This window comes from Pseudomonas saponiphila, from assembly GCF_900105185.1.
In the GTDB taxonomy this organism is placed as follows: domain Bacteria; phylum Pseudomonadota; class Gammaproteobacteria; order Pseudomonadales; family Pseudomonadaceae; genus Aquipseudomonas; species Aquipseudomonas saponiphila.
The window spans coordinates 15,578-38,191 of the sequence record NZ_FNTJ01000003.1; the positions used below are offsets into that span (position 1 = coordinate 15,578).

22 protein-coding genes are annotated in these 22,614 nt (G+C 58.5%); 5 read left to right on the forward strand and 17 right to left on the reverse strand.

Annotated features, from left to right (window positions below; genetic code table 11):
* Positions 1 to 4 precede the first annotated feature (4 nt).
* The 6 genes from BLV47_RS32470 to BLV47_RS32495 all read right to left on the reverse strand — a co-directional run bounded on the left by BLV47_RS32470 (position 5) and on the right by BLV47_RS32495 (position 6,657).
* Complete coding sequence (locus BLV47_RS32470; protein WP_143038340.1) at positions 5 to 334, reverse strand: hypothetical protein; 330 nt, start codon at positions 332 to 334, stop codon at positions 5 to 7.
* Between the two features lie 54 nt (positions 335 to 388).
* A complete protein-coding gene (locus tag BLV47_RS32475; protein WP_092320623.1) occupies positions 389 to 775 on the reverse strand; it encodes a hypothetical protein in 387 nt (128 codons plus the stop codon).
* Between the two features lie 1,340 nt (positions 776 to 2,115).
* Positions 2,116 to 2,796 carry a hypothetical protein gene (locus tag BLV47_RS32480; RefSeq protein WP_092320624.1) on the reverse strand — a complete coding sequence of 227 codons (681 nt, stop codon included), beginning with the start codon at positions 2,794 to 2,796 and terminating at the stop codon, positions 2,116 to 2,118.
* A complete protein-coding gene (locus BLV47_RS32485) occupies positions 2,796 to 5,006 on the reverse strand; it encodes an ATP-dependent DNA helicase (RefSeq protein ID WP_092320625.1) in 2,211 nt (736 codons plus the stop codon). Before BLV47_RS32485 ends, BLV47_RS32480 begins: the two co-directional genes overlap by 1 nt.
* Positions 5,006 to 5,494: a type I-F CRISPR-associated endoribonuclease Cas6/Csy4 gene (locus tag BLV47_RS32490; RefSeq protein ID WP_167365736.1), complete on the reverse strand. Its 489-nt coding sequence runs from the start codon at positions 5,492 to 5,494 to the stop codon at positions 5,006 to 5,008. The genes BLV47_RS32485 and BLV47_RS32490 overlap by 1 nt, the downstream gene beginning before the upstream one ends.
* A 68-nt stretch (positions 5,495 to 5,562) precedes the next feature.
* Complete coding sequence (locus BLV47_RS32495) at positions 5,563 to 6,657, reverse strand: RAMP superfamily CRISPR-associated protein (protein WP_092320627.1); 1,095 nt, start codon at positions 6,655 to 6,657, stop codon at positions 5,563 to 5,565.
* 74 nt (positions 6,658 to 6,731) lie between these two features.
* Between BLV47_RS32495 and BLV47_RS32500 the strand changes: the two genes are divergently transcribed.
* A complete protein-coding gene (locus tag BLV47_RS32500; protein ID WP_092320628.1) occupies positions 6,732 to 7,400 on the forward strand; it encodes a hypothetical protein in 669 nt (222 codons plus the stop codon).
* Between the two features lie 182 nt (positions 7,401 to 7,582).
* Here BLV47_RS32500 and BLV47_RS32505 read toward each other — a convergent pair whose 3' ends face one another.
* Complete coding sequence (locus BLV47_RS32505; protein ID WP_092320629.1) at positions 7,583 to 7,900, reverse strand: hypothetical protein; 318 nt, start codon at positions 7,898 to 7,900, stop codon at positions 7,583 to 7,585.
* A 43-nt stretch (positions 7,901 to 7,943) separates the two neighbouring features.
* Positions 7,944 to 8,153 carry a zinc ribbon domain-containing protein gene (locus tag BLV47_RS35900; RefSeq protein ID WP_143038341.1) on the reverse strand — a complete coding sequence of 70 codons (210 nt, stop codon included), beginning with the start codon at positions 8,151 to 8,153 and terminating at the stop codon, positions 7,944 to 7,946.
* Between the two features lie 473 nt (positions 8,154 to 8,626).
* Here BLV47_RS35900 and BLV47_RS32515 point away from each other — a divergent pair, with 473 nt between their 5' ends.
* A complete protein-coding gene (locus BLV47_RS32515; protein ID WP_092320631.1) occupies positions 8,627 to 10,165 on the forward strand; it encodes a DNA cytosine methyltransferase in 1,539 nt (512 codons plus the stop codon).
* A 142-nt stretch (positions 10,166 to 10,307) separates the two neighbouring features.
* On the forward strand, positions 10,308 to 10,607 hold the full coding sequence (locus tag BLV47_RS32520) for a hypothetical protein (RefSeq protein ID WP_092320632.1): 300 nt from the start codon (positions 10,308 to 10,310) through the stop codon (positions 10,605 to 10,607).
* Between the two features lie 614 nt (positions 10,608 to 11,221).
* Here BLV47_RS32520 and BLV47_RS32525 read toward each other — a convergent pair.
* The 7 genes from BLV47_RS32525 to BLV47_RS32555 form a co-directional block, all read right to left on the reverse strand.
* Positions 11,222 to 11,782 carry a TetR/AcrR family transcriptional regulator gene (locus tag BLV47_RS32525; RefSeq protein WP_092320633.1) on the reverse strand — a complete coding sequence of 187 codons (561 nt, stop codon included), beginning with the start codon at positions 11,780 to 11,782 and terminating at the stop codon, positions 11,222 to 11,224.
* Positions 11,783 to 11,797: 15 nt separating this feature from the next.
* On the reverse strand, positions 11,798 to 12,745 hold the full coding sequence (locus tag BLV47_RS32530) for an MFS transporter (RefSeq protein ID WP_208605336.1): 948 nt from the start codon (positions 12,743 to 12,745) through the stop codon (positions 11,798 to 11,800).
* Positions 12,742 to 13,491 (reverse strand): IS21-like element IS1474 family helper ATPase IstB, encoded by a 750-nt coding sequence (istB, locus tag BLV47_RS32535; protein WP_062838242.1) that lies wholly within the window; start codon positions 13,489 to 13,491, stop codon positions 12,742 to 12,744. Before istB ends, BLV47_RS32530 begins: the two co-directional genes overlap by 4 nt.
* On the reverse strand, positions 13,379 to 15,064 hold the full coding sequence (gene istA, locus BLV47_RS32540) for an IS21 family transposase (RefSeq protein ID WP_062838241.1): 1,686 nt from the start codon (positions 15,062 to 15,064) through the stop codon (positions 13,379 to 13,381). The genes istB and istA overlap by 113 nt, the downstream gene beginning before the upstream one ends.
* Positions 15,065 to 15,221: 157 nt before the next feature.
* Positions 15,222 to 15,980, reverse strand: a complete 759-nt coding sequence (locus tag BLV47_RS32545; RefSeq protein WP_244168994.1) for an MFS transporter — start codon at positions 15,978 to 15,980, stop codon at positions 15,222 to 15,224.
* A gap of 414 nt (positions 15,981 to 16,394) precedes the next feature.
* Positions 16,395 to 16,811, reverse strand: a complete 417-nt coding sequence (locus BLV47_RS32550; RefSeq protein ID WP_092320634.1) for a type II toxin-antitoxin system VapC family toxin — start codon at positions 16,809 to 16,811, stop codon at positions 16,395 to 16,397.
* Complete coding sequence (locus tag BLV47_RS32555) at positions 16,808 to 17,062, reverse strand: FitA-like ribbon-helix-helix domain-containing protein (protein ID WP_092320635.1); 255 nt, start codon at positions 17,060 to 17,062, stop codon at positions 16,808 to 16,810. The genes BLV47_RS32550 and BLV47_RS32555 overlap by 4 nt, the downstream gene beginning before the upstream one ends.
* A 211-nt stretch (positions 17,063 to 17,273) precedes the next feature.
* On the opposite strand from BLV47_RS32555, the gene BLV47_RS32560 reads away from it, so the two are divergent.
* Entirely contained in the window at positions 17,274 to 17,876 is a 603-nt protein-coding gene (locus BLV47_RS32560) for a recombinase family protein (RefSeq protein ID WP_092320636.1), read from the forward strand.
* Positions 17,860 to 20,889, forward strand: coding sequence for a Tn3 family transposase (locus BLV47_RS32565; RefSeq protein ID WP_092320637.1), 3,030 nt, complete (start codon positions 17,860 to 17,862; stop codon positions 20,887 to 20,889). Before BLV47_RS32560 ends, BLV47_RS32565 begins: the two co-directional genes overlap by 17 nt.
* Positions 20,890 to 21,217: 328 nt before the next feature.
* Here BLV47_RS32565 and BLV47_RS32570 read toward each other — a convergent pair whose 3' ends face one another.
* Both BLV47_RS32570 and BLV47_RS32575 read right to left on the reverse strand, forming a co-directional pair.
* Positions 21,218 to 21,532, reverse strand: coding sequence for a hypothetical protein (locus BLV47_RS32570; RefSeq protein WP_092320638.1), 315 nt, complete (start codon positions 21,530 to 21,532; stop codon positions 21,218 to 21,220).
* A 4-nt stretch (positions 21,533 to 21,536) separates the two neighbouring features.
* A complete protein-coding gene (locus BLV47_RS32575) occupies positions 21,537 to 22,577 on the reverse strand; it encodes a lysozyme inhibitor LprI family protein (protein ID WP_092320639.1) in 1,041 nt (346 codons plus the stop codon).
* Positions 22,578 to 22,614 lie beyond the last annotated feature (37 nt).

Below are 22,614 nucleotides of genomic sequence, written 5' to 3' on the forward strand. Positions count from 1 at the left end.
CTCGTCAAATCACGGCAGAGAGGATGCTACCGGCGAACAGTCCTACACCCATGAGCCGGATGGCTTGCGGGTAGAACTCCATCTCAGCCTTCTTGCACAGGTGGGCAATGGGCAGGCAGAAGCACATGACCAGGAAGGTCCAGATCACGTTCGTAGCGGTCAATTGCTCGATCAGGGAGCCGTCAGCTCCTGCCGGAGAACCGAGCATCTGGGCGATCACCAGCGCGAGCACACTCAAAGCGCCAATCAGGGCCATGATCAGGTTAGGCGTAAAACTGAAAGGACCAACCTGAACGACCGGGGTGGAATCATCTTCAGTGTGTTGATTGCGCATGTCTGTTCTCTCCTGCATGGAGCGGTTCTTCAGCAACATCATAGCACTCGCAAGTCATGCTGAATCAGGTTTGGACGCCTGGCTGTTTGCCAGCTTGGTCGCCGCTTCCCACAGGGCCGGGCAGTCTTCCGCAGTGCAGCCTACAGAGCTCATTGCTTCGATAGATCGCTGAACCGCCTTCCGGAAGTTCAGGGTGTGATTCAGGGTTTCGAATTTTTCTTTGGCCTCAACGGTCGACGCCAATGGCACGATCACGCTGACGCCGCTGTCGTCGACAACCACGTTCCAGGCTGTCGGGCTGATACCAGTCTGTCGCGTGGTCAGGAAGTCGAGGTGGTCAACCAGGCTGTGTGCTGCTGGCCCATAAATCGAATCGATTGCGGCGTTTCTCATCTTCAAACTCTGCGTTGTGGTGTCGGTAGATTCAGTGTAACGGCGCAATGTGAAGTGTTTTCCTCTGCGTTCTTTGACATCACCGCATGTTCGAACATGGCAATCGTCAATCGCCCACCTTGATTTTCATACCACCTACACGGTGGCGAGTAGGTGAGGATCGAGACGAAGCGCACCCTTGATACTTCAAGCCGCCTACACGGCGGCAAACGGACAGGCGCTCAGCCAGTCATTTAGCACTGCCCTTCAAGCCGCCTGTCCGGCGGCAAACTACGGCGGCGAGGTGAGGCCTTCGCAGGTCTGCCTTCAAGCCGCCTGTGCGGCGGCAAATGATGAGCGTCGGCAGGTGCTAGGCCGAATTCACCTTCAAGCCGCCTGTGCGGCGGCAAATTTCGATACAGGCTAGCTGGCAGCCCTGCGGGCCCTTCAAGCCGCCTATACGGCGGCAAACTTCCTCAGCTCCATTAGCGTGAACTGGTTATACCTTCAAGCCGCCTATACGGCGGCAAACGGTGCATGTCCCCCGCGACAAGCGCAACAACTCCTTCAAGCCGCCTATACGGTGGCAAACCCGAGTCAAACACTCGTGCAGTAACCCATATACCTTCAAGCCGCCTGTGCGGCGGCAAACTCGACCTCAACACGCTGTTGCCCGCGTATGTCCCTTCAAGCCGCCTATACGGCGGCAAACCGCAGGTTGTCAGCAAGCAAATCGCACTTCCAGCCTTCAAGCCGCCTATACGGCGGCAAACGTGCCGACTTGGCGTGCGTGAGTCGATGCGGCCCTTCAAGCCGCCTATACGGCGGCAAACTCAGAGCAAGCTGCGCGCGAGCGTGAGGCACACCTTCAAGCCGCCTATACGGCGGCAAACCATTTATGCGGGTTTTGGGGCGTATGCTTTGACCTTCAAGCCGCCTATACGGCGGCAAACGCGAGCGGGCGGCGGGTGAGCGCTCCTGGTGGCCTTCAAGCCGCCTATACGGCGGCAAACTCGAACGCATCGAGGTCGCGATGCAGAACTCTCCTTCAAGCCGCCTATACGGCGGCAAATTGCATATACGTGAAGTGATGCGTGAGATTGAACCTTCAAGCCGCCTGTTCGGCGGCAAATGGATGTTTACGCCGACGTGGCGGGGTACGACTCCTTCAAGCCGCCTATGCGGCGGCAAATCCTGGCAGCGTACGCGGCAGCGCACCTTCAATCCTTCAAGCCGCCTGTACGGCGGCAAAACCTCAATCGATGCAGTTGGGACCCTATGATCAACCTTCAAGCCGCCTGCGCGGCGGCAAACAATCAAGGATATTCGGGTAGACATGATCAACTGCCTTCAAGCCGCCTATACGGCGGCAAAGCCCTCAGCCTTCAAGCCGCCTGTCCGGCGGCGAATTAAGCAGATACGTCGGTTGGGTAAACCGCTGGAACCAGATCACCTGACCAGTACGGCACCTGCACCGTCAGTTCAGCTACTGGAACTTTGCGGTGGCCGCTGATCCGGTTCCAAACGTCCAGGGGGAGTGGCCGTGCAGGCGTGCCGTTCGGCATGATCCATGAGCAGTCACGCTCAGCAGGCATCTTTACCCAACTCACATCAAGGATCTCGCCCGCGCCGGCGTTGGCCCTCCGGCCGAGCCCTGGGATGTTGTTTCGTATCATCTCGACGACTCGTTCAGGGTCGCCCTTGCCGAAGAAAACAACAGTCTTTGCGTCAATGCCGGCGTAACTGCTCATGTTTGCTTTGTACGGGCCGCGCTGAGTAGTAACTGCAAGGTAGCGCTTCACCTTGCCGCGTGACTGGGGAGCGAAATGCTCGTCAGTCATGTCGGCCAGGCCCCGCAAGTTCATGATGCGCTGAACAACCGTGTGGCTGTAGCCGCCGGAGACGAAGGCGCAGCTCGCTTTGAAAATGCCGTCCTCGCGTTCAAGCGGAATATGCGCAATGGTGTCAGCCCCCATCAGGCCCTGCTCGCGAAACACAGCTGCGGACAGCAGGCTATCGAGAGTTGTCCGTGGGCGGCTCATGACAAAGGGGGTGGCCAGCTTGATCACGAGTTTGAATGCAGTCGACATCAGACCAGCTCCGCAGTGTGAAGTGACCCGTCCGTGAGGAATATCCGGGAGGCATTGAAGCTGTCTTCAAAGCGCTCGGGGATGCAACCGGAGAATGCTTTGAGCACCCGCGGCCGACGAATCATCAGCACGTCATCAAGTGCCGTCGCGAACGACGCGGGGTAGGGGAAGCGGGGGTCACCGATCCAAACTTCAACCCGGTCGCTTCGCTGGCGAATACCACGACCCAGACCTTGCACAAGGCGACGACGGGCGTCAGCGTTTAGCTCTGCGAATTTGATGCTCTGGATCTTGTCATCGCTGTAGCCACGATGGCGCAGCACCGCTTCTTTGAGGCTCAGGCGGAAGCTGTTGATCGAGCCGAACGGGAGCCGGGTGATCACCAGATTCTGAACTTCACCGGGCAGGTCGAGGCCTTCCCAGCCGCCTGGCGTAATCATGACGGCGTTATCGCGCGACTGATATTGCTGCTTGAGCATGCTCATGTTGTCACCTGGTTTGGCAACAATCAGGCCGTCGAGGTCTTTGAGCCTTTCGCCGATGGCTTGCGTGTCGGCGTGGCTCAATGTCAGGACCAAGGTTTTCCCGTCGCCGGCGGCAGCTTCACGAACCATTGCTGCGGCGTAATCGAGCCAAGCGGGGTTGGAGGCGGTGGCGTAATCCTCATCTTCTGCGGCCAGCCCTGTCGGGAGGGGGGCGTTCGGCGCTGGCAGCACAAAGAACATCTCACCGAAGTCAGGCGGCGCATCGAAGATCCGGTAAAGATCAGCAGTGACGTTGTGAATCGGGCGAGTCATGCCACGTTTGCAATGGCGCACCACGCCGATCGAATCGGCAAAAGCGTCGAAAGCGATTGGCAAGCTTCTGCCTGGAGTCGCGAGTGTCGCCGAAGTGAACAGCGCAGCTCTCAGGTAACTGCGTGGCGGCATCACGTCTTCATTGTCTTCGCCATCCCACTGCATAGGGGCGAGCATGCGCGTGATGATTCGCGCGGGCTCTGGATGGCCAACGCGCAGTGAAGGGAAATGCCGGACAGGCGACCAGCTGATGATGCTTGTATTGCCTTTCGACCGGCTTGCTTTCTGCACATTGGCCAGATCGTTATAGCTGTCGCAGAAATCAGCAAGCAGCGCCTTCGAGTGGTCTTCTAGCTCGCCCTGTGGAGAGGAAAGCATGCCGGCAAACTTGGCGACGTGCGGCTCAAGAGCGGACAAAACACCATCGATGCGCTTCGCGATATTTTCGTTGAGCGCGGCCATCTTCGCGGTCCCTGGATCAATAGATTGGACCGCCGAGTAGAGGTTTCCGACGCAGCCAGTTATATCGGGCAGGTTGAAAGCGTCGGCAACGGATTGGGTCAGCCCATTGAAGCGGTGCATCGAAACGTCAGCGCCCAGCACCGACTCCGCAGCATCCGTCATCCGGTCAGCCTCGTCGCAGATCAGGATGCTCGCCGGGCGCGACGGGTTGAGGATCTTCGTCCAGCGCGAGGCGTCAAGCATTACGAGTGCGTGGTTGACGATCAGAACGTCTGCGTTGTGGCTTTCTTCGAGAGCCAGCTCGTAAGCCTCGATTTCCTCAGTCGGTGAGTCGGCGCACAGGCAGAGCGACTTGGCATCCAGGCCGGCAGGCAGCTGACAGCCATTGCCCACTTCTGAAAGGTAATCTTCGACTGTCGGCAGGGTGTGATGATCGCGTTTCAGCCATTCAGTCAGGTCATTGACGAATGCCTTTACATCGTCGTCATCTTTACTGTCGAGCATGCTTTTTAGGTTGAGGCACGACGACAGCGAAAGGTAGTTGCTCCGGCCGACACGGCGCGCATAGCGAACTATTACACCCAGCTCGTCATTCACCCAGCGCTGCGCACGAGGCGCATCATTGTTGATGATCTGCTGCTGCAATGCCTTCGTGAAGGTAGAAACGATCACGCGCTCGCCGGTAAGCGCGGCGTAAGCAAAAGCGGGCACCAGGTAGCCAAGCGTCTTGCCCGTACCGGTAGCGCCTTGCAGCATGTTCACCGCAGCAGCTTTCTCGGCTTCGTCGTATCGGCAGAAGCCGCGGGCGGCGACCTTCGCGAACTCGTGTTGCTTGCTGTTGTAGCGATAAGTGCGTTTTTCGCCGTCACCAGACCGGCCGCGCACCATTCTGCCGTTCGGTCCCAGCACGCTGTCGACGACGTGCAGCAGTCTCTTCTCAAGATCGTCCATCAAGCACCTCGTCCGTCGAAGCGTGGAATAAGCACACCCAGCCCGTATGAGCAGGGGTTGCCTTCAGTAAGGCTGGCTGCCGGTACGCGCTTGATGAAAAGGTGGAAGTTCTGGCCGGAGGTTCGGCTTTGCATCGGTACCGCGTACCGCGCTTGAATCCAGTCGCAGCTGATGTCTTGACTGGGTTCCCCGCGAGCGAGAGCGCGACGCTCAAGCCGGCGCAGGTGGCTGGGAGAGCCCTTGTCGGCCTTGCGGCTGCGGCGATAGCCGTAGGTAAACGTGGCATCAGCTGGCACTGGCTCAGTCCCGCTGAGCTTGATCACGAGACCTGCCGTAACCAGCGGAGAGAGACAGCCCAGGCAGCGCTCAACTGCGTCCTGCTCACCGAGAAGGCGCATAACCGGCCCGAAGCCGCCCCGTTGATCCTTCATCATCGGCCAGTCCACGACTACGGGGAGTCCAGCTTTCGCGGTCAGGTGAACGACCATGAGAATTCGCCCGTAGACCTCCAACAGAATCCGGCCAGAGCCGGGGGCAAGGTCAGCGTAGTGAGTTATTAGCATGCGGCTGCGCTCGGAATCGACAGGTTGAACTGATCCCCTGCCAGGTAGTCTAGGAATGCCTGCCAAGCACTGAAAATCTCGCTAGTAGGAGGCGCGTCGACATTCAGTCCGACGAAAGGCTCCAGCACCAGCACCCCCAGTGAGGTTTTGCCAGCACCCGGCACTACCTCGAAGAGCTCCCAGCGTGCGCTGATCAGACCGCAGCCTGCTGCGATGTGAGCGCCCAGTGTCGGCATCGCAGCAAAACGGTCGAGGCTCACGAGCAGTGCGCCCAGTTCGACTTCATTCGCATTGTTGATCATGAAGCGGTGACGCATCACAGCGCCTTCTGGGATTGCCTGCCAGCCTGCCAGTGGCATGCCTACCGAATTTTTTGCTCCGGTTTCAACCTTGACGGCTTCAATGCTGGCTTTGAGCTGCTCGATCTTGTCGCTCAGCTCATTAACGCGGTCAGTGTCTTTCGCAGCGCGAGCGGTTTTTCGCGCCTTGTCGAGCGTAGCGATCTCCTTCTTGATCGCTGAGGCATCACGATTGCCCTCAGATTGAGCAATCAAGGCATTGATGTCTTCGTGAGACAGGAAAGCCACTTGGCTGCGGTCACGGTAGAGGTCGTCCGAGCGAACACCGCTGAATACGTGAGGCTGGCTGACCGACTCACAGATAGCGTTACCGACAGCCAGGCGGCCATGGACCATGCCCATATAGCCCGCATCACCCGCGCCGAACAGGCTCAGCAGTACATTGCGCTCGCGCCACATGGCCTCCTGATCGACAGTGGCCTTATCTTTCTTGTCCTCTCCCATAATCCCGCCGAGGGTCAGCAGATAGTGCTGATCAAGTGACAGGGGCTTGTCATTACCTGTGCGCTTGATTTCGTTCTCGCGAAGAACATCGCGCAGGGCCCGGCGCAGCTTTCCGCGAATGCCGGTTGCGGGGAAATACAGACGGTTGCCCTCCGGAGTCATCATGTGCGGTACCGGGATTGGCAGATCGCTCCCGCCTTCAGCATCTTTCAGTGCTTTGCTGCAAGTGGCGAGCGGCTGCTCTGCTTTGATTTCGCCTTCGAGTACATAGTGAGTCACGGTCATTTGTTCGTTCTCCAGGTGGACAGTGTGGGAGTCGGTGAGTAATCTAACAGCAAATTATCCCCTAGAGAAGTGATATGCAAGAAATAGAACTCTGGTACGAATGCATCGGACAGTACCTGGCCCCTGAAAGCGACCCAGCAAGTTCCACCAAAGCTGGCGTCATGACTCGGATGACAAAGGGTGTTGGACAGCACACGCTCGGAGCGGGTATCGATGCTTACTACATCGCCAGCAAGAGGAAGAGCTTTCTGATCGGCAAGATCGAAATGCCTAACCTGCCGGGCCTTGAATTCGTCCCGAGTGAAGATGTCAGCGGTGAGAAGTACATCGCGCAGTGGCTTGTGAACCACGCTCCAGAGGATGAGCCCTGGATGATTGGCGTGATCGGAAACGCCAGCCCGAACGCAAGCATGAAGGTGTCACACCCGCTCGCGCTCTGTTGTTTTTGCGAGGCCAGCTCCGGCTTCGATTTTGACTTGGGCATTGTTCGCCAAGCCGTAGCCATCATTGGCGAACTGGACTGGAAGAAGGACATTGCGACTGCGCTCCACACATTCCAGTCGCGGCAACTGGCCAGCAGCATCGGCGACGAAGCCAAAATGGAGCGTGAGAACAAAAAGCTGCAAAAAGCTTTTGAGAAGACCCCTGAACTCAAGCCCGCGCTGCTTGCCCTGTGCAGACTGCCTCTGAAGGTGGGCTCCGGCGAGTACGAGGTTCTTTCGTGGTATAACCGCGTTCGCTGATCATCTTGCCGCCGAACAGGCGGTTGATAGCTAGAGAAGTGAGATGCACAGCACGCCGCCGCATAGGCGGTTTGGAACCGTCAGCAGGTCGAATGCTTCTATTCTTCCTGTTGACTTCATCCTGGGAGTCCCAGTCATTGGGGCTTCCAGGATGACACTGCTGAACTGGTAACGTACTTACCTCAACTGACCTTGCTGGCGCTGAACAGAACGCGGAATACCACTTGAAGGTCCGTCTGGCCGCGCACCGGCTCCCAGCCTGAAGAGGTTGGTGTCTCTGAGGCGATCGACACCCCTTCGCGCGTAACCAGAAAGGTGTTTTGGGTTTTAAGACTAAACAGCGCCGCCGCTGGCCCGGCTTTATGCTGAGGTCGTAGGGCGCACAGCGATAGACCCTGCTTCATCCCTTCGAGGATCACGACTCTCATTGCGCGGTCGCGATCAGGCGCTTCACCAAACGCCTCGATGAATGAGTCGCCCAGAATGCCCAGCAATGGCATATCCACATCTCTTGAGGCGTGCGCCTGGCAGGCCCCCATCGAGTTACCCCTCACTGCTGTCTGCATCGAGCAATTCGTCCTCAGACATTTCGATATCTGCATCCTCTGCCACGTAGAGGCTGACCTTGCAGTTAGTGCACGTCACTTCCACCCCGCGGAGCTTGTCTCCGGCTAGCTTTGTGCGAGCGCCACACTCCGGGCATTCGACCTGGGCGGCCCCAACATAGAGGACATCAACTTCCATCGGTCTCATGTGCTCTTGCTCCTTTTGGCCGGGGCACTGGATTTGAGTGATCAGGATAAGGGCAGCCTCCAGCATTGCCAGCCAAAGTGGGGTGTCGAAACAGTGCCTCGGTACCAGATCTGTCGCTAGGGGAGTGTGGTGATGAACGAGTGCTTGCATTGGATAGACGCGCACCAGGCGGCTGATATACTCAAACCGTTCTCTGCCTCTGACGTATGTCTTGGCACCCAGTGTACGGACTAGCTCTCTAGGGCTGTTCACTGGGACCCGATGATTCCGCGCACTCGCGTCGTCAAACGGGTCGACAACAAGGTCCAACCAAAAGCTCATCCGTTTCGGATCGAGCACAACCAACTCCCTCTATGGCGAGACTCATATCTCGCCATTCGGCTAGGTATTTGAGTTCTCGCACTCAACACCTGGCCCCGAGCCCAGGTGTTTATCAAACCTGTGTCTGTGCTCGGCAGACGGAGTAACAAAAAATGGCAACGTCCATCATCAATACGAAACTGGGTGAAAACCGCAACGTGGCTCGTGTCTGGCTGGAAGGTCAGAAATTATCCCGCGGTGGTGTCAATGTTGGTGCTCGCTATGCCCTGCACATGCAGGAAGGCTTCCAGCGTTTTGAGCTTCGCCCCGTTCCGGAAAACTACGTTGGCGAGACCTTCACGGTCAGTCGGCGTGAAAAGAACGGCATCGTTTTCCCGCTGTTCGAGATCCGTTCCGAAACTTTCCGTAAGTTGTTCGAGGTGTCGGCTAAGTTGAGGGTGATTATCCGGGATGCTCGGATCATCATTACTCGTTCGCAAATCGACATTAAGATTGCAGAGCGCGTTAAGCGCTTTATGGAAAAGTTGAAGAATGGCCAGAAGCTCGCAACCGTAAGTTTGTTCCACGGCGGCGGGGTGCTCGACAAGTCCATTCATAGCGGCTTACAAAAAGCCGGTGTGGGTTCTTTTATCCAGGTTGGTGTTGAACTGGAAGATGCTTATCTGGAGTCTTCACTCCGGAATAACAAAGAACTTTGGAGCGAGGAATCGATCGCTATTTGTGGCGACATTAAGGAGATCAATCTGCAAGGTGGAAACATCCCGCAGGCGGATATCCTGGTGGCCGGTTTGCCCTGCACAGGAGCTTCAGTCGCAGGTCGCTCAAAAAATAAGATCAGTTGTGCTGAGGAACACTCTGCTGCTGGTTCTATGTTCGTCGATATGCTGGATTGGGTCAAGGCTAGTAATCCTGCAATGGTTATCTTGGAGAACGTGAAGCAATATGCGTCCACGGCATCCATGATGGTTATTCGCAGTGTTCTGACTTCGCTCGGTTATCGAATTAAAGAAGCAGTTCTCCAGGGTACCGATTTCGGTTCTCTTGAAAGTCGCGAGCGGCTAGTTGTGCTTGCCACAACTCCGGGAATTGCTGATGAGTTTGAGTTCGATAATGTGGTGCCTCTTCGCAAGAAGCCGGAAACCCTGAAAGCGATTATGGAGGACATTCCTCTGGATTCTGATCGCTGGAAGGATCTGACTTATCTGGCGGAGAAGGAAGAGCGCGATAAAGCCGCAGGGAAAGGATTTACCCGTCAGCTGCTGACTGGTGATGAAGCTTCTTGCGGAACAATCGGGAAGTCCTATGCCAAGTATCGGTCTACCGAGCCGATGCTGATCCATCCCCTTCAGTCGGCGCTTAGCCGTCTGTTCACGCCGCAGGAGCACGCAGCGGCTAAGACGATCCCGTACGGAATGGTGGAGGGTAATTCCGAAACCGTGATGCACGAGATCCTGGGCCAAAGCGTGATTTTCGCGAAGTTCGAGGCGTTCGCCTTTGCTGTAGGGATGATGCTCCAGTACACCCTGAACTTCGGTGAGCTAACCAGCTACTGTGGTCAGGTGTGCGGTGATCTCGGCAAAAACTGTGGTCTTGGCAATATCTGCCAGCTAGGCGTTGATGCGCAAACCGAAATGCCTGATCCGGCAAGTTGGATTGCTGCTCACGCCGAAGACTATCTGTTGGCGGCGTAACACCGGAAGCTTTCCCTCAGTAACCTACCAGGCCTGCCCGCAGGCCTGGCTTGGTGTGTCTTTAACCCAACACACCAAGCCCTTGAGCACTTGGTGATCCCCAAAAAATTACCTGCTGCTCAACAGGTGCTGGAGCTGATCGATGGACGACAAACTGGAGAGTCAATCTCCAACCAAACCTAGTTCTACCCTGTACTGCCGTTTGAAGGTCCGTCTGCTCCAGCAGGCGTATTTCACCGGCTATGCCAAGAAGCAAATCCCACGAAGCATCCGCAGACTTCTGGCGCGCACCGAGATTCATCGTGCGTGGCTGGATGGCTACAACGGCTGCTTCACGCAAGATGGGATCAAGTACGGGCCGGCCAACCCATACAGCGCAGAGAAGCACGATAGCGCGCTGATGGAGCGGTTCGGAGCAGCAGAGTTCGAGCTTCCCTGCTGACTGTAAGCACTCGACAAACCAACTCTTCGGGAAACCGAACAACCCATTGGGACAGCCGCCCAATGGGGTGGCTCCCTCAGGAGCGAGAAAATGCAATTAGCTATAGCTGCGAGTGAAAGCCAGTTCAACGAAACCCCTAGCCTCTTCCAGGGATTCTTTGAGCGCCGTTTGAAGGGGTTGTAAGCCGGAACCCCAGAAATTTCCGTCACCGTCGCATTACCCGCTCGCAGGGGTAGACCTAACAGTCGTTTCACCAGCCGCCATTGAGTTAATCCGTGCTATTGACTCCAAACAAGTGGGTTGTTTCAGAATACGGGAAATATAGAGCATTGAAAGCTAATGGAATTTTATATTGTGCAATGCGATAGAGAGTGACACTTGATATTGGTCGCAGCCCGAGCGTCGCTTCGGTGCCCTTAACGGCCTGATGATATTTTCATGGGCTACGGCAGGTTTCTGAACCTAAACCAGCCGCTCACCTGAACCAGTAATCCGTCAGCACCTCGGCCAAAGCGGCCTGTCGCGGTGACAATCGACGACTGCCGCTATCGACTCAAAGCGGAAGCTGCTGTGTTCAAAATCAGAGCCGCAAAACGGACGGTGCATTTACCGAATTACTTGTTCGATACCCTGAGCGAAGCCGATTCAATGACGCTCACGATTTGCGCGGCAATAGCATCCCTGATCTGGTCTGGCAATTTCTTCCCCGTCAATGACTCATATACCCAGAGTCCATCCGCTGCGAGTCGCGCAATGAATCGATCAAGAACGGCCTGGTCGTCGAGATGCTCCGGCGCTGGAGAAGCCCAGCCTTCAAGCACCGTGTCCCAGGCAGCCGCTGTCGCAGTGCTTTCACTCGATTGAAGTGCAGAAAGCAATTCCGCGCGATTAGCGCTTCGTGCGCTAGTACGTGCATACGCAATGGCCCGCTCTGTGGGTGTTGCCTCTGACTTCGGTCTGCCTGCGACTGATTCCAGGCTGGCCTCCCATTGCGCGGCCAAGTGCTCGTGGATTGCCTGAACAAGCGCTTCCCGCGAAGGGAAGTGGTACATCATTCCGCCCCGCGTCACGCTGGCCTCCGCCGCAACGGAATCAAAGGTGACGCCGATCAAGCCGTCACGATGAATGACGCGTACGGCGGCATCCAAAATTTTGCTGCGATTGCTGGGGCGCATGGTCTTCTCTTTCTTTCAGTGTGAATCGCTGCTGAAGGCTGACGACCCCGGTCCGTGGTTTCGGAGCAAGACAGACGTCACCAATGCGCTGATGCTCAGTACGGCGGCAATGACAACGATAACAATCTCAAAACTGCGATCAAACGCTGTGGAGGCGGCTGCAATGAGGGCGGCACTATCTGTGCCGTTTTGGGCCGCTATCGCGAGCGCTTGGTCCATGCTGTCACGCGCATTATCGGAGACGCCTGCGGGCAAAACCACGCCAGAAGAATAAAGACCCGCCAACAAGCTGCCAAGCAGTGCGACCGCCAACAACGCGCCGAATTCATAGGAAACGCCTTCGACTGAAGAAGCCATGCCTGCTCTCGAAGAGGGTGCATTACCGACGACCGCGCTGGAGGCGACTGACATCACCGAACCCAGTCCAAACCCGGTCACTACCAGGCCGGCAATGACCCATCCCAGGCTGACATGCAAGCCGAAGCTGGTCAAGAAGACACCTACAGTACCCAACGCAAGACCACCACCGATGAGCACAAGCAAGCCGATCCGGTGCACAAATGCGCCACCGAGCACTACGCTGGGCAGTGCTCCTAGTGCAACGGCTGACACCAACAGTCCAGCCTCCAGAGGGCTAAACCCTGCGACAAGCTGAAAACGCTGGGTAACGATCAGTTGCAGACCGGCAACGCCGAACAAGGCAGATGCACAGGCCAACACACCTGCCATAAGCGCTGAATTGCGAAAAATAGCGAAATCCAGCAGAGGGTAAGTAAGACGCGCCTGGCGACGGACGAAGAGCATGCCCGCAACAACGGTGACGGCCAAAGCCGTCCCGGCAAGTGCCCAGGAAGAAGGTGCATGGGTGCGGATTTCGGTGAACGTGACCGAGCGTTTCGCTAATACGTGACCGGTGCTTCCACCCCGGTTGCGCGGGTTCTGGATTGTAATCGCATCGGTCACGATGCGGCTTGTTCCTCGGCTTTTTTTCGGCGCAGCGACTCGCCTTTCATCGTCAGTCGGTAGGCGTTGTGCACCAGGCGGTCGAGGATGGCATCGGCCAGGGTCGGGTCGTTGATCCAGCCGTGCCAGTGCTCGATGGGCAGTTGGCTCGTCAGGATGGTGGAGCGGCTGCCAGCGCGGTCGTCGATCACCTCCAGCAGGTCATGCCGGGCTCCTTCCTCCAGCGGGGCTAGCGCCCAGTCGTCCAGCACCAGGACGTCGACCTTTGCCAGCTGTTGCAGGGTACGGCCGAAGCTGCCGTCGCCATGAGCGATGCGCAGTTGTTCCAGCAGGCGCGGGGTGCGCAGGTACAGGGTGCTATAGCCCTGGCGGCAGGCCTGGTTGCCCAGGGCGCAGGCCAGCCAGGTTTTGCCGGCACCGGTCGGGCCGGTCAGCAGCAGGTTGTGCTGCTGGCGGATCCAGTCGCCACTGGCCAGGGTGGCGATCAGACGCTCGTCCAGGGCGCGTCCGGTGCGGCGGTCGAGATCTTCCAGGCAGGCGTTGGCGTACTTGAGCTTGGCCTTCTTGCGCAGCCGTACCAGGCGCTGGTTGTCACGCCAGGCCAGTTCGCGGTCGAGCAGTAGGCCGAGGCGTTCATCGAAGCTCAGGCTGTGGCTGGCCGGCAGCGTCCATTGCTCTTCCAGGGCGCGGGCCATGCCGTCCAGGCGTAGCTGGTGCAGTTGATTCAGGGTGTGTTGCGGCATCATCGAACAGCTCCTGTTGCGGGGGTTGGTAGTAGTCGGCGCCACGGACGTTCTCGTGGTCGCCGGGTAAGGTCGTTTCGGCGGCACGCTGGGGCAGCGGCTGTTGATCCAGGCCTTGCTGGAGCAGGTTGCGCACGCTGCGCCCGGTGAAGGCGCGCAGGTGTACGGCACGTTCGGCAGCGGCTTCCAGGCGTGCATTGCCATAGCGCCGGGCCAGCGAGAGCAGGCCGAGGCAGGCGCGGTAGCCCATCTCCGGGTGCGGCTTGTGGGTCAGTTGGTGATCGATCAGTTGGCGCGTGTAGGGGCCGATCCGCGCGCCCCAGTCGAGCAGGCGTTGTGGCGTCCATTCGCGATGCGCCTGGTGCGCCGCGGGCATGTGCTCGCGCTGGGTACTGTAAGCGCCGCGTCGCCCCAGCAGCAGGTGGCTGGCCACCCGCCGGTTGCCATGCAGCACTTCCAGGGTGTGTGCCGTCAGTCGCACGTCCACGTTCTGCCGGGCCAGGGCGGAGGGCACGCTGTAGAAGCTGCCATTGACCTCGATGTGGTAGTCGATGCTGACCTTGCAGCGCTTGAAGGTGGCGACCTCGTAGGGATGCACCGGCAGCGCTCGCAAGGCCGGGCGATCCAGGCGCTCGAACCAGTCGCGCCGGCAGCCATCGAGCCGCTTGAACGGGCGCCGATTCAGATCCTCCAGCAGCTCGGCGATGGCCTGGTTAAGCGCATGCAGGCTGAAGAACTGCCGATGGCGCAGCCGCGCCATGATCCAGCGCTCGACCACCTGCACCGCCACCTCGGCCTTGGCCTTGTCCTGAGGCTTGCGTGGCCGTGCCGGCAGGATCACCGTCTGGTAATGACGCGCGCACTCCAGCGTGGCCCGGTTCAGGCCCGGCTCGTAGCGATCCGGCTGGGCGACCAGGGCGCGCGGATTGTCCGGCACAACCATTTCCGGCACGCCGCCAAAGTAGGTCAGAGCCTGGCCCAGCGAGGTCAGCCAGTCCACCTGGGTTTCGCCTGGCGTCGCGCAGGCATAGGTGTAATTCGAGGCGCCCAGGGCGGCGACGAAGATGTGCGCCCGGCGCACTTCGCCGGTGGCCGGGTCGACCACCGGCAGCGTCGGCCCGGCATAGTCGATGAATAGCTTCTCGCCCGCACGGTGCAGCTGACGCATCGAACGTTTGAGCGTCTGGGCGTAGCGCCGGTAGTGCTCGACGAACTGGGTGTAGCGGTAGGTCGGCTGGCCCGCATGCGCGGCGAGATATTCCTCCCACAGCAGCTGCAAGGTCACGCCCTTGCGTCGCAACTCGCGGTGGATGCTCAGCACATCGGGCAGCACTCGCTCACCGCGCGGCTTGTTCGTCGACGTCGGTGCAAACAAGGCGGCCGCCAGCGCGGCCTCGTCCATGGCCACCAGCGCCGGCCAGTCCAGCCCGGCCACCCGCGCCGCCGCGATGTACTTGCTAACCACGCCCTTGGACAGCTGCAAGGCACGGGCAATCTTCTCGTGGGACAAGCCGGCCTCAAACTTGAGGCGCAGACATTCTTTGATGTTTCGCATGGCTACTCGCGGCGCCGCCATCTTCCTCTCCCGAAATCGGTCGAGGATGGCGGCGCATCAGGTCATGCGCAACGAAGGGGAAGGCTTTCGCTAAGTCGTGACCGGCGATTTCGGTAAGCCGTGACCACCTGTTTCGGAACAGGCGGAAAATCGGTCACGTTGCTACCGAAATGAGCGGTCACGCGTTAGCGAAATGACCGGTCACGATCAACCGAAACGGCCGGTCACGGTGCTCCGAAATCCGCACATGGGCAACCTCTTTGATGGTGACAACCAGACCGGACAGTGCAAACAAGGCCTGCACTGCAGAGATCAGATCCCATGGTTTGGATGTATCTGGCTTCACTCGCGGCGTCACGACCAATGCACTGACGAGTGCAGCGATGACCACCGGTACGTTGAGCAGGAAGACCGAGCCCCACCAGAAGTGATTGAGCAACAATCCACCCACGATGGGGCCGAGCGCGCTTCCGACAATGGCCATGCACCCCCATATGGCGAGCGCCAGATTCCTCTCGCGCTCATCCCTGAAAGTGATGAAGATCAGAGCTAGCGTGGAGGGCATCATGGCTGCCGCACCCACAGCCAGCAACGCACGCGCACCAATCAGCACGGAGGCAGTTGGCGCGAACGCGGCTATTATTGACGCAAGGCCGAACACGCACAGCCCGCCCAAAAACATCTCCCGGTGCCCGATGCGGTCACCAAGCGTTCCGGTGCTGAGCAGCATCCCGGCCATCACCAGTGGATAGGCGTTGATGATCCACAGCGCTTGCAGGCTGCTGGCCCCCAAGTCACGCGTCAGAGTGGGCAACGCGGTGTACAGGATCGAGTTGTCCAGGGTAAGCAGAAGAAGCGCTGCTGCGACGGTCACAAGGAGGGTCCACCGTCGGCCTTTTGGGGTTGTCATATTTAGTGCCAAGAGTTGCAGAGTCATTTAGTATACATTCTAGAATGTATACTTATCAATCAATCATTCAGGGACTACGGCGCAGGTTCGGTAACGATGAGTAGGGCAGGCACATCCGAGCGGATATGGCCTAACAGTGGTTGGACACCGACGGGCCGTCCCTGAACTCAAACGTAGAGCCAACCCTCTTAGTCGGTGACAGGCTGCTTCTTGAGCGAGAGCGGACGCTGTCGGCTATTGCCGTGACTGACCACTTTGGCCGACCAAGAGACTGACAAATAAAGTGATTGATGGCGGCTTAGGGATCAGTTACCTGTCGTTCGAGCTTGACGATTTTTCACTGTCGCTATGTCCGCAGCTGGCCGATTGCCGAAGTTAGACGAATAATCTCATTGGCATCCAACCCTGGGTATCTATTGCATTGCAGCATTTCCGATGCTCTTATACTTTCCACGGATTGATGACGGCCACGGTGGCAGCTTCATAAGGTGCTGTGTCACGTGACGCCACGATGAACCCTCGCGAAGCCGCAATCGCGGCGATATAGCCATCAGGCGTTGGGAATCCTCGCCCACCGTTCTTGGCTGTCACAGCTAACTCGGCAAAGCGTCGTGCTGCATCGGTATCGAATGGTAATACCCGATCCCTGAACAGCCCCATCAGACCGTCAAGGGTTTGTGCCAGCATGTCCTTGCGTTTACCGGCTGGAAGCGCACCGATGCCAAACAGCAGCTCGGCCAGTGTTACGCTAGTCAGGTACAGTGTTTCGGCGGCTTGATCGTTCAACCATGCTCGCACGGCCGGGTGCGGCTCGGGCTTCATCGCTTCGGAAACAACGTTGGTATCGAGGACGATCATTCAAACCCCAGCGGCTTGGCCGGCGTCTTGTCTCTCACTTGGTCGAATACCTCGAAATCCTCGTTTGTCAGACTGATTGTACGACCCAGTGCTGCGAGGGCTTCACCCATGCGAACACGTGACTCTGGCTTGACCGCTACCGCCAGAATCTCCCGCACCTCAGCTTCGGTGCTATGCCCATGTAGTGCGGCCCGCACCCGTAATGCGCGGTGCACGTCGTCGGGCAAATTGCGTACTGTCAGCATCGCCATAGAATCACCTCGCAATAATGCATTCGATGCAATCATTATTCGACAACGACTGCATTAACGCAAGGCGCATTTGTGGTGTCGTAAAACACTTGTTTTACGACACACCCTCAACAGTCGTGTGCACCTCCCGCTGAATGGCCTCAAAATTGTGCGGAAAACCATGTCGCCATGCACTACCATACGGAAACCTATTTTTGATGGTTATCCGCCTATGTTGGTTGGTTACATGCGCGTGTCGTCGGATTCCGACCGCCAAAGCACGGACTTGCAACGTGATGCGCTGCTCGCCGCTGGCGTCGATGCTCGGCACCTGTTCGAGGATCGAGCCTCTGGCGCAAAGGATGACCGCGCAGGCTTGGCTCGGGCCCTCGAATTCGTCCGATCCGGCGATGTGCTGGTAGTTTGGAAGCTCGACCGGCTCGGCCGCTCGCTGTCGCATCTGCTCGGTATCGTGACCTCGCTCAAGGATAATAAGGTTGCGTTCCGCTCGCTGACGGAGAACCTGGACACCACGACGCCATCGGGCGAGTTCCTGTTTCAGGTGTTCGGCGCCCTCGCACAATACGAGCGCGCCTTGATCCAGGAGCGCGTCGTCGCGGGACTAACCGCCGCCCGCAAACGTGGCCGGATCGGCGGACGCCCACCCGCCATCGTCGGCGAGAAGCTGGATGCTATCGTCGCCGCGCTCGATGGCGGCATGTCTAAGGCAGCGGTGTGCCGTAATTTCAGCGTCAAGCGCACCACCTTGATCGAAACCTTGGCGCGAGTGGGCTGGCGTGGCGCGGGAAAGGCTGCCGATGAGCAACAAGAATAAGCTGCTCACCGTCCTCTCGGACGCCGAGCAGGAAGCCCTGTACGGTTTGCCAGATTTCGATGACGTCCAGCGGCTGGAATACTTGGCGTTGACTGAAACGGAACTGGCGTTTGCCAGCAGCCGTCCCGGCCTTCCTGCCCAAGTCTATTGCATCTTGCAGATCGGTTACTTCAAGGCCAAGCACGCCTTCTTTCGCTTCGCCTGGAGCGAAGTTGTGGACGATTGCGCCTTCGTACTGAGCCAGTATTTCCACAGTGAGCCATTCGAGCACAAGCCGATCACCAAACACGAGCATTATGCCCAGCGCGAGCGGATCGCGGAGTTGTTCGGCTACCGGTCGTGGGTGGCCGGTTTCCTGCCCCAGCTCGCGCAACAGGCCGCCCAGACCGTGCGGCGCGACGTGATGCCGGGGTTCATCGCCGCTGAACTGATCGTCTGGCTCAATGAGCACAAGATCATCCGGCCGGGCTACACCACCCTGCAAGCGCTGGTCAGCGAAGCCCTGTCCGCCGAACGTCGGCGCTTGGGTGGCCTGCTGGCGGAGGTGTTGGACGAACCGGCCAAGACTGCGCTTGGCCAGCTCCTGGTACGAGATGACACCCTTTCGCAACTGGCAGCGCTCAAGCAGGACGCCAAGGACTTCGGCTGGCGGCAGATGGCCCGCGAACGGGAAAAGCGCGCCACGCTGGAACCGCTGCATAGCATCGCCAAGGCGCTGCTGCCCAAGCTCGGCATCTCGCAGCAAAATCTGCTTTACTACGCGAGCCTGGCGAACTTCTACACCATCCACGACCTGCGCTACCTGAAGGCCGATCAGACCCACCTCTATCTGCTGTGCTATGCCTGGGTGCGCTACCGGCAGTTCTCCGACAACCTGGTCGATGCGATGGCATACCACATGAAACAACTGGAGGACGAAAGCAGCGCGGGCGCGAAGCAGTCCTTCGTCGCCGAGCAGGCGCGCCGGCAGCAAGACACACCGCAGGTTGGCCGCCTACTGTCACTGTACGTCGACGATAGCGTGACTGATCCGACGCCGTTCGGTGAGGTGCGCCAGCGCGCGTACAAAATCATGGCCAAGGACGCGTTGCAGAGCACCGCGCAGCGCATGAGCGTCAAGCCTGTGAGCAAGCTGTCGCTGCACTGGCAGGCAGTGGACATCCTGGCCGAGCGCATTCGCCGCCATTTACGGCCGCTGTACGTCGCGCTTGACTTCGCCAGCACTGATCCGGACAGCCCGTGGCTCGCAGCGCTGGCCTGGACTAAGGGCGTGTTCGCCAAACAGCAGCGCCTGTCGCAACGGCCGCTCGCCGAATGTCCAGCGGCCACACTGCCGAAACGCTTGCGGTCGTACCTGCTGACATTCGATGCCGATGGCAAGCCAACGGGCCTGCACGCCGACCGCTACGAGTTCTGGCTGTACCGCCAGGTCAGGAAGCGCTTTCAGTCGGGAGAACTCTATCTCGACGACAGCTTGCAGCACCGACATTTCTCCGACGAGTTGGTTTCGATGGACGAGAAGGCCGACGTGCTCGCTCAGATGGACATCCCATTCCTGCGGCAGCCGGTCAATTCCCAGCTCGATGCGCTAGGGGCTGAGCTGCACACGCAATGGCTGGCCTTCAATCGCGAACTAAAGCAGGGCAAGCTGACGCACTTGGAATACAACAAGGACACGCAGAAGCTGACCTGGCGCAAGCCCAAGGGTGAGAACCCGAAGGCGCGCGAGAAGGTGTTCTACGAGCAATTGCCGTTCTGCGACGTGGCCGACGTGTTCCGCTTCGTCAACGCCCAGTGCCAGTTCCTGTCGGTGCTGACGCCCTTGCAGCCGCGCTATGCGAAGAAGGTCGCCGACGCAGACAGCCTGATGGCGGTCATCATCGCGCAGGCGATGAACCACGGCAATCAGGTCATGGCGCGCACCAGCGACATCCCGTATCACGTGCTGGAGAGCACCTACCAGCAGTACCTGCGCCACGCAACGCTGCACGCGGCCAACGACGGCATCAGCAACGCCATCGCCGCGCTACCAATATTCCCTCACTACTCGTTCGACCTCGATGTGCTGTACGGTGCCGTCGATGGTCAGAAATTCGGTGTCGAGCGCCCGACCGTGAAGGCACGCTACTCCCGAAAGTATTTCGGGCGCGGCAAGGGCGTGGTTGCCTACACGCTGCTGTGCAACCATGTGCCGCTCAACGGCTACCTGATCGGCGCGCACGACTACGAGGCCCATCACGTGTTCGACATCTGGTATCGCAACACGTCGGACATCGTGCCGACTGCGATCACCGGCGATATGCACAGCGTCAACAAAGCCAACTTCGCCATCCTGCATTGGTTCGGCCTGCGCTTCGAGCCGCGCTTTACCGACATGGAAGGCCAGTTGCAGGAACTGTATTGCGCCGACGATCCGGCGCTGTACGAGAAGTGCCTGATCCAGCCGATCGGCCAAGTCGACCGGCAACTCATCGTCAGCGAAAAGCCAAACCTCGACCAGATCGTGGCTACGCTCGGGCTGAAGGAGATGACGCAGGGCGCGCTGATCCGCAAGCTGTGCACCTACACCACGTCGAACCCGACGCGGCGGGCGGTGTTCGAGTTCGACAAGCTCATCCGCAGCATCTATACGTTGCGCTACCTGCGCGATCCACAACTGGAGCGCAATGTGCACCGCTCACAGAATCGGATCGAGTCCTACCACCAGCTACGCGGGGCCATTGCCCAAGTTGGCGGCAAGAAGGAGCTGACCGGGCGCACCGACATCGAGATCGAAATCAGCAACCAGTGCGCAAGGCTGATCGCCAGCGCGGTCATCTACTACAACTCGGCCATCCTGTCGCGGCTGCTGATGAAGTACGAGGCGAGCGCCAATGCCAAGGTACTCGCGCTCATCACCCAGATATCGCCAGCGGCATGGCGGCACATCCTGCTGAACGGGCACTACACCTTCCAGAGCGATGGCAAGATGATCGACCTCGATGCTCTCGTGGCGGGGCTTGATCTTGGGTGACGGAAATTTCTGGGGTTCCGGCTTACAACCCCTTGAAGCGGCAAGTCGACCTCACCGTAAACGGCCGTCTCTACACAGTGACCGCGCGAGGATTACTGGTTAGCAGAAAGCCGCTTGGTGATGGTAAGAACTGGTACAGCTACCTGAGTTCTGATGCGGAGATTTTCCCGTCCAGAGCCGAACAGGAAGCTTGGATCAAGTCGCTTACAACGGGCCGAGATCACATCGGGCTGACATTCAAGTAACACTGGTTGGACCAATAAAAGAAACGCACCGGGGGGGGACCCTCGGTGCGTTTTTTTCTTCCGCATTGCGGAAGATTGGCACATTAGAGGCCGCCGCAGGCTTCGTGCTTCAAATCCTGATCGCCAGAATAATCTGGAGCGGTGGCGCGTCTGAGGGCTCTGAGCTTCCCTTCAACCTGGTTGCCAGAGTCCATGATCATTGCGAAGGCATACGCCATAATTACGTGTGCGACCGTTGCCACTCCAAAGAGCATGCCGGATTTGAGCATGCCCATGGAAACCCCGCAGACAATCGCCAGGCAAGCAGCTGCCGTTGCCCATATGTCATGCCGTAGGCGCGACTGAAGCAACTCTTCCTTGGATTGGGTGGCTACCGCTAACTGAGATGAAGTGGTCATCGTTTTAACCTTGTTGCTGATTACGGCCTGCCAGGTAGTCTCCCAGCGGGGAGAAGTACCTGTCTCGACAAAGCCACGCAGATAGCCAAGTGAAGAGGGCGGTGATGGCGATCATCGCCGCGGTGCGCTCTCGTGACTCACGTCGACTGCGGCTCTCGAAAGCGCGTCTCGACTCACCCGGCTTACGCGCAGAATTGCCAGCCATCAGGGCGATCATCAGTAGATAGAACAACGAGATCATGGTCGTCTTGGTGATCAGTGCCATGACAAACCAGAGTGAGGGCCCATTCGCGAGATAGGTCGCTCGGATCACCACTATCGCCATGATGATGCCCAGGCCGTACCCCGCGTACGTGCCGTAAGGTGAAGGCACTTCGAGCCAGCCCAGGAGCCACATTAGGGCGACTGACAGAAGAGGGATAAGGCTTGTGAAGGTAGCGTCCGTGTAGTCCTGATAGATGGTCAGGCGGCCCTGGTGGTGCAAGATAATCGAGGCAATAGAGACCACCGCAATGAAGACCAAGAATATCTTGAGCGCCAGCGGCATCTTCTCTGATTGGTGTCCTTCCGGAGGAAGGTTTGATGAGTAGCCGTAGTCCTGACCCTCACTGATTGCAGGTGCCTGGTATGGACTGGGTGTCGGCTGGTGGGTTTCTACAGGCTGCTCTTGTTCTGGCATTGGGGGCGCGATCTCAGGCTCGGTCACTACAGGCTCAGGTGCCGGTTGCTTCATTGCCACCTGACGCTCAAGCGTTCCTATGCGCGACTCCATTACTTGCCGAAGGCAAATCTCGTTGAAGCACTGATCGCGCTCAAGAAGCCAGCCGCGCTGAGAGCTTTTCAGGGCCTCTGGGTCATCACTCACCGCCAACGCATTTTTGAACGCGGCGCTGAGTTGTTCGTCCAGGCGGCTGAGAGTCTCGATTTGGCAAATCGTATCTTCCTGAAAGGTTGATGCTTTTGAGCAATCAAAGCTGGCTGCCTGGAGATGGCCGCACAGAGCTACAAGGCCTGCCAGAGCAATTGAGTAACAGAATCTGGACATTGCGTACTCCCAAAAAAAACTCCCCCGGTGTGGGGGA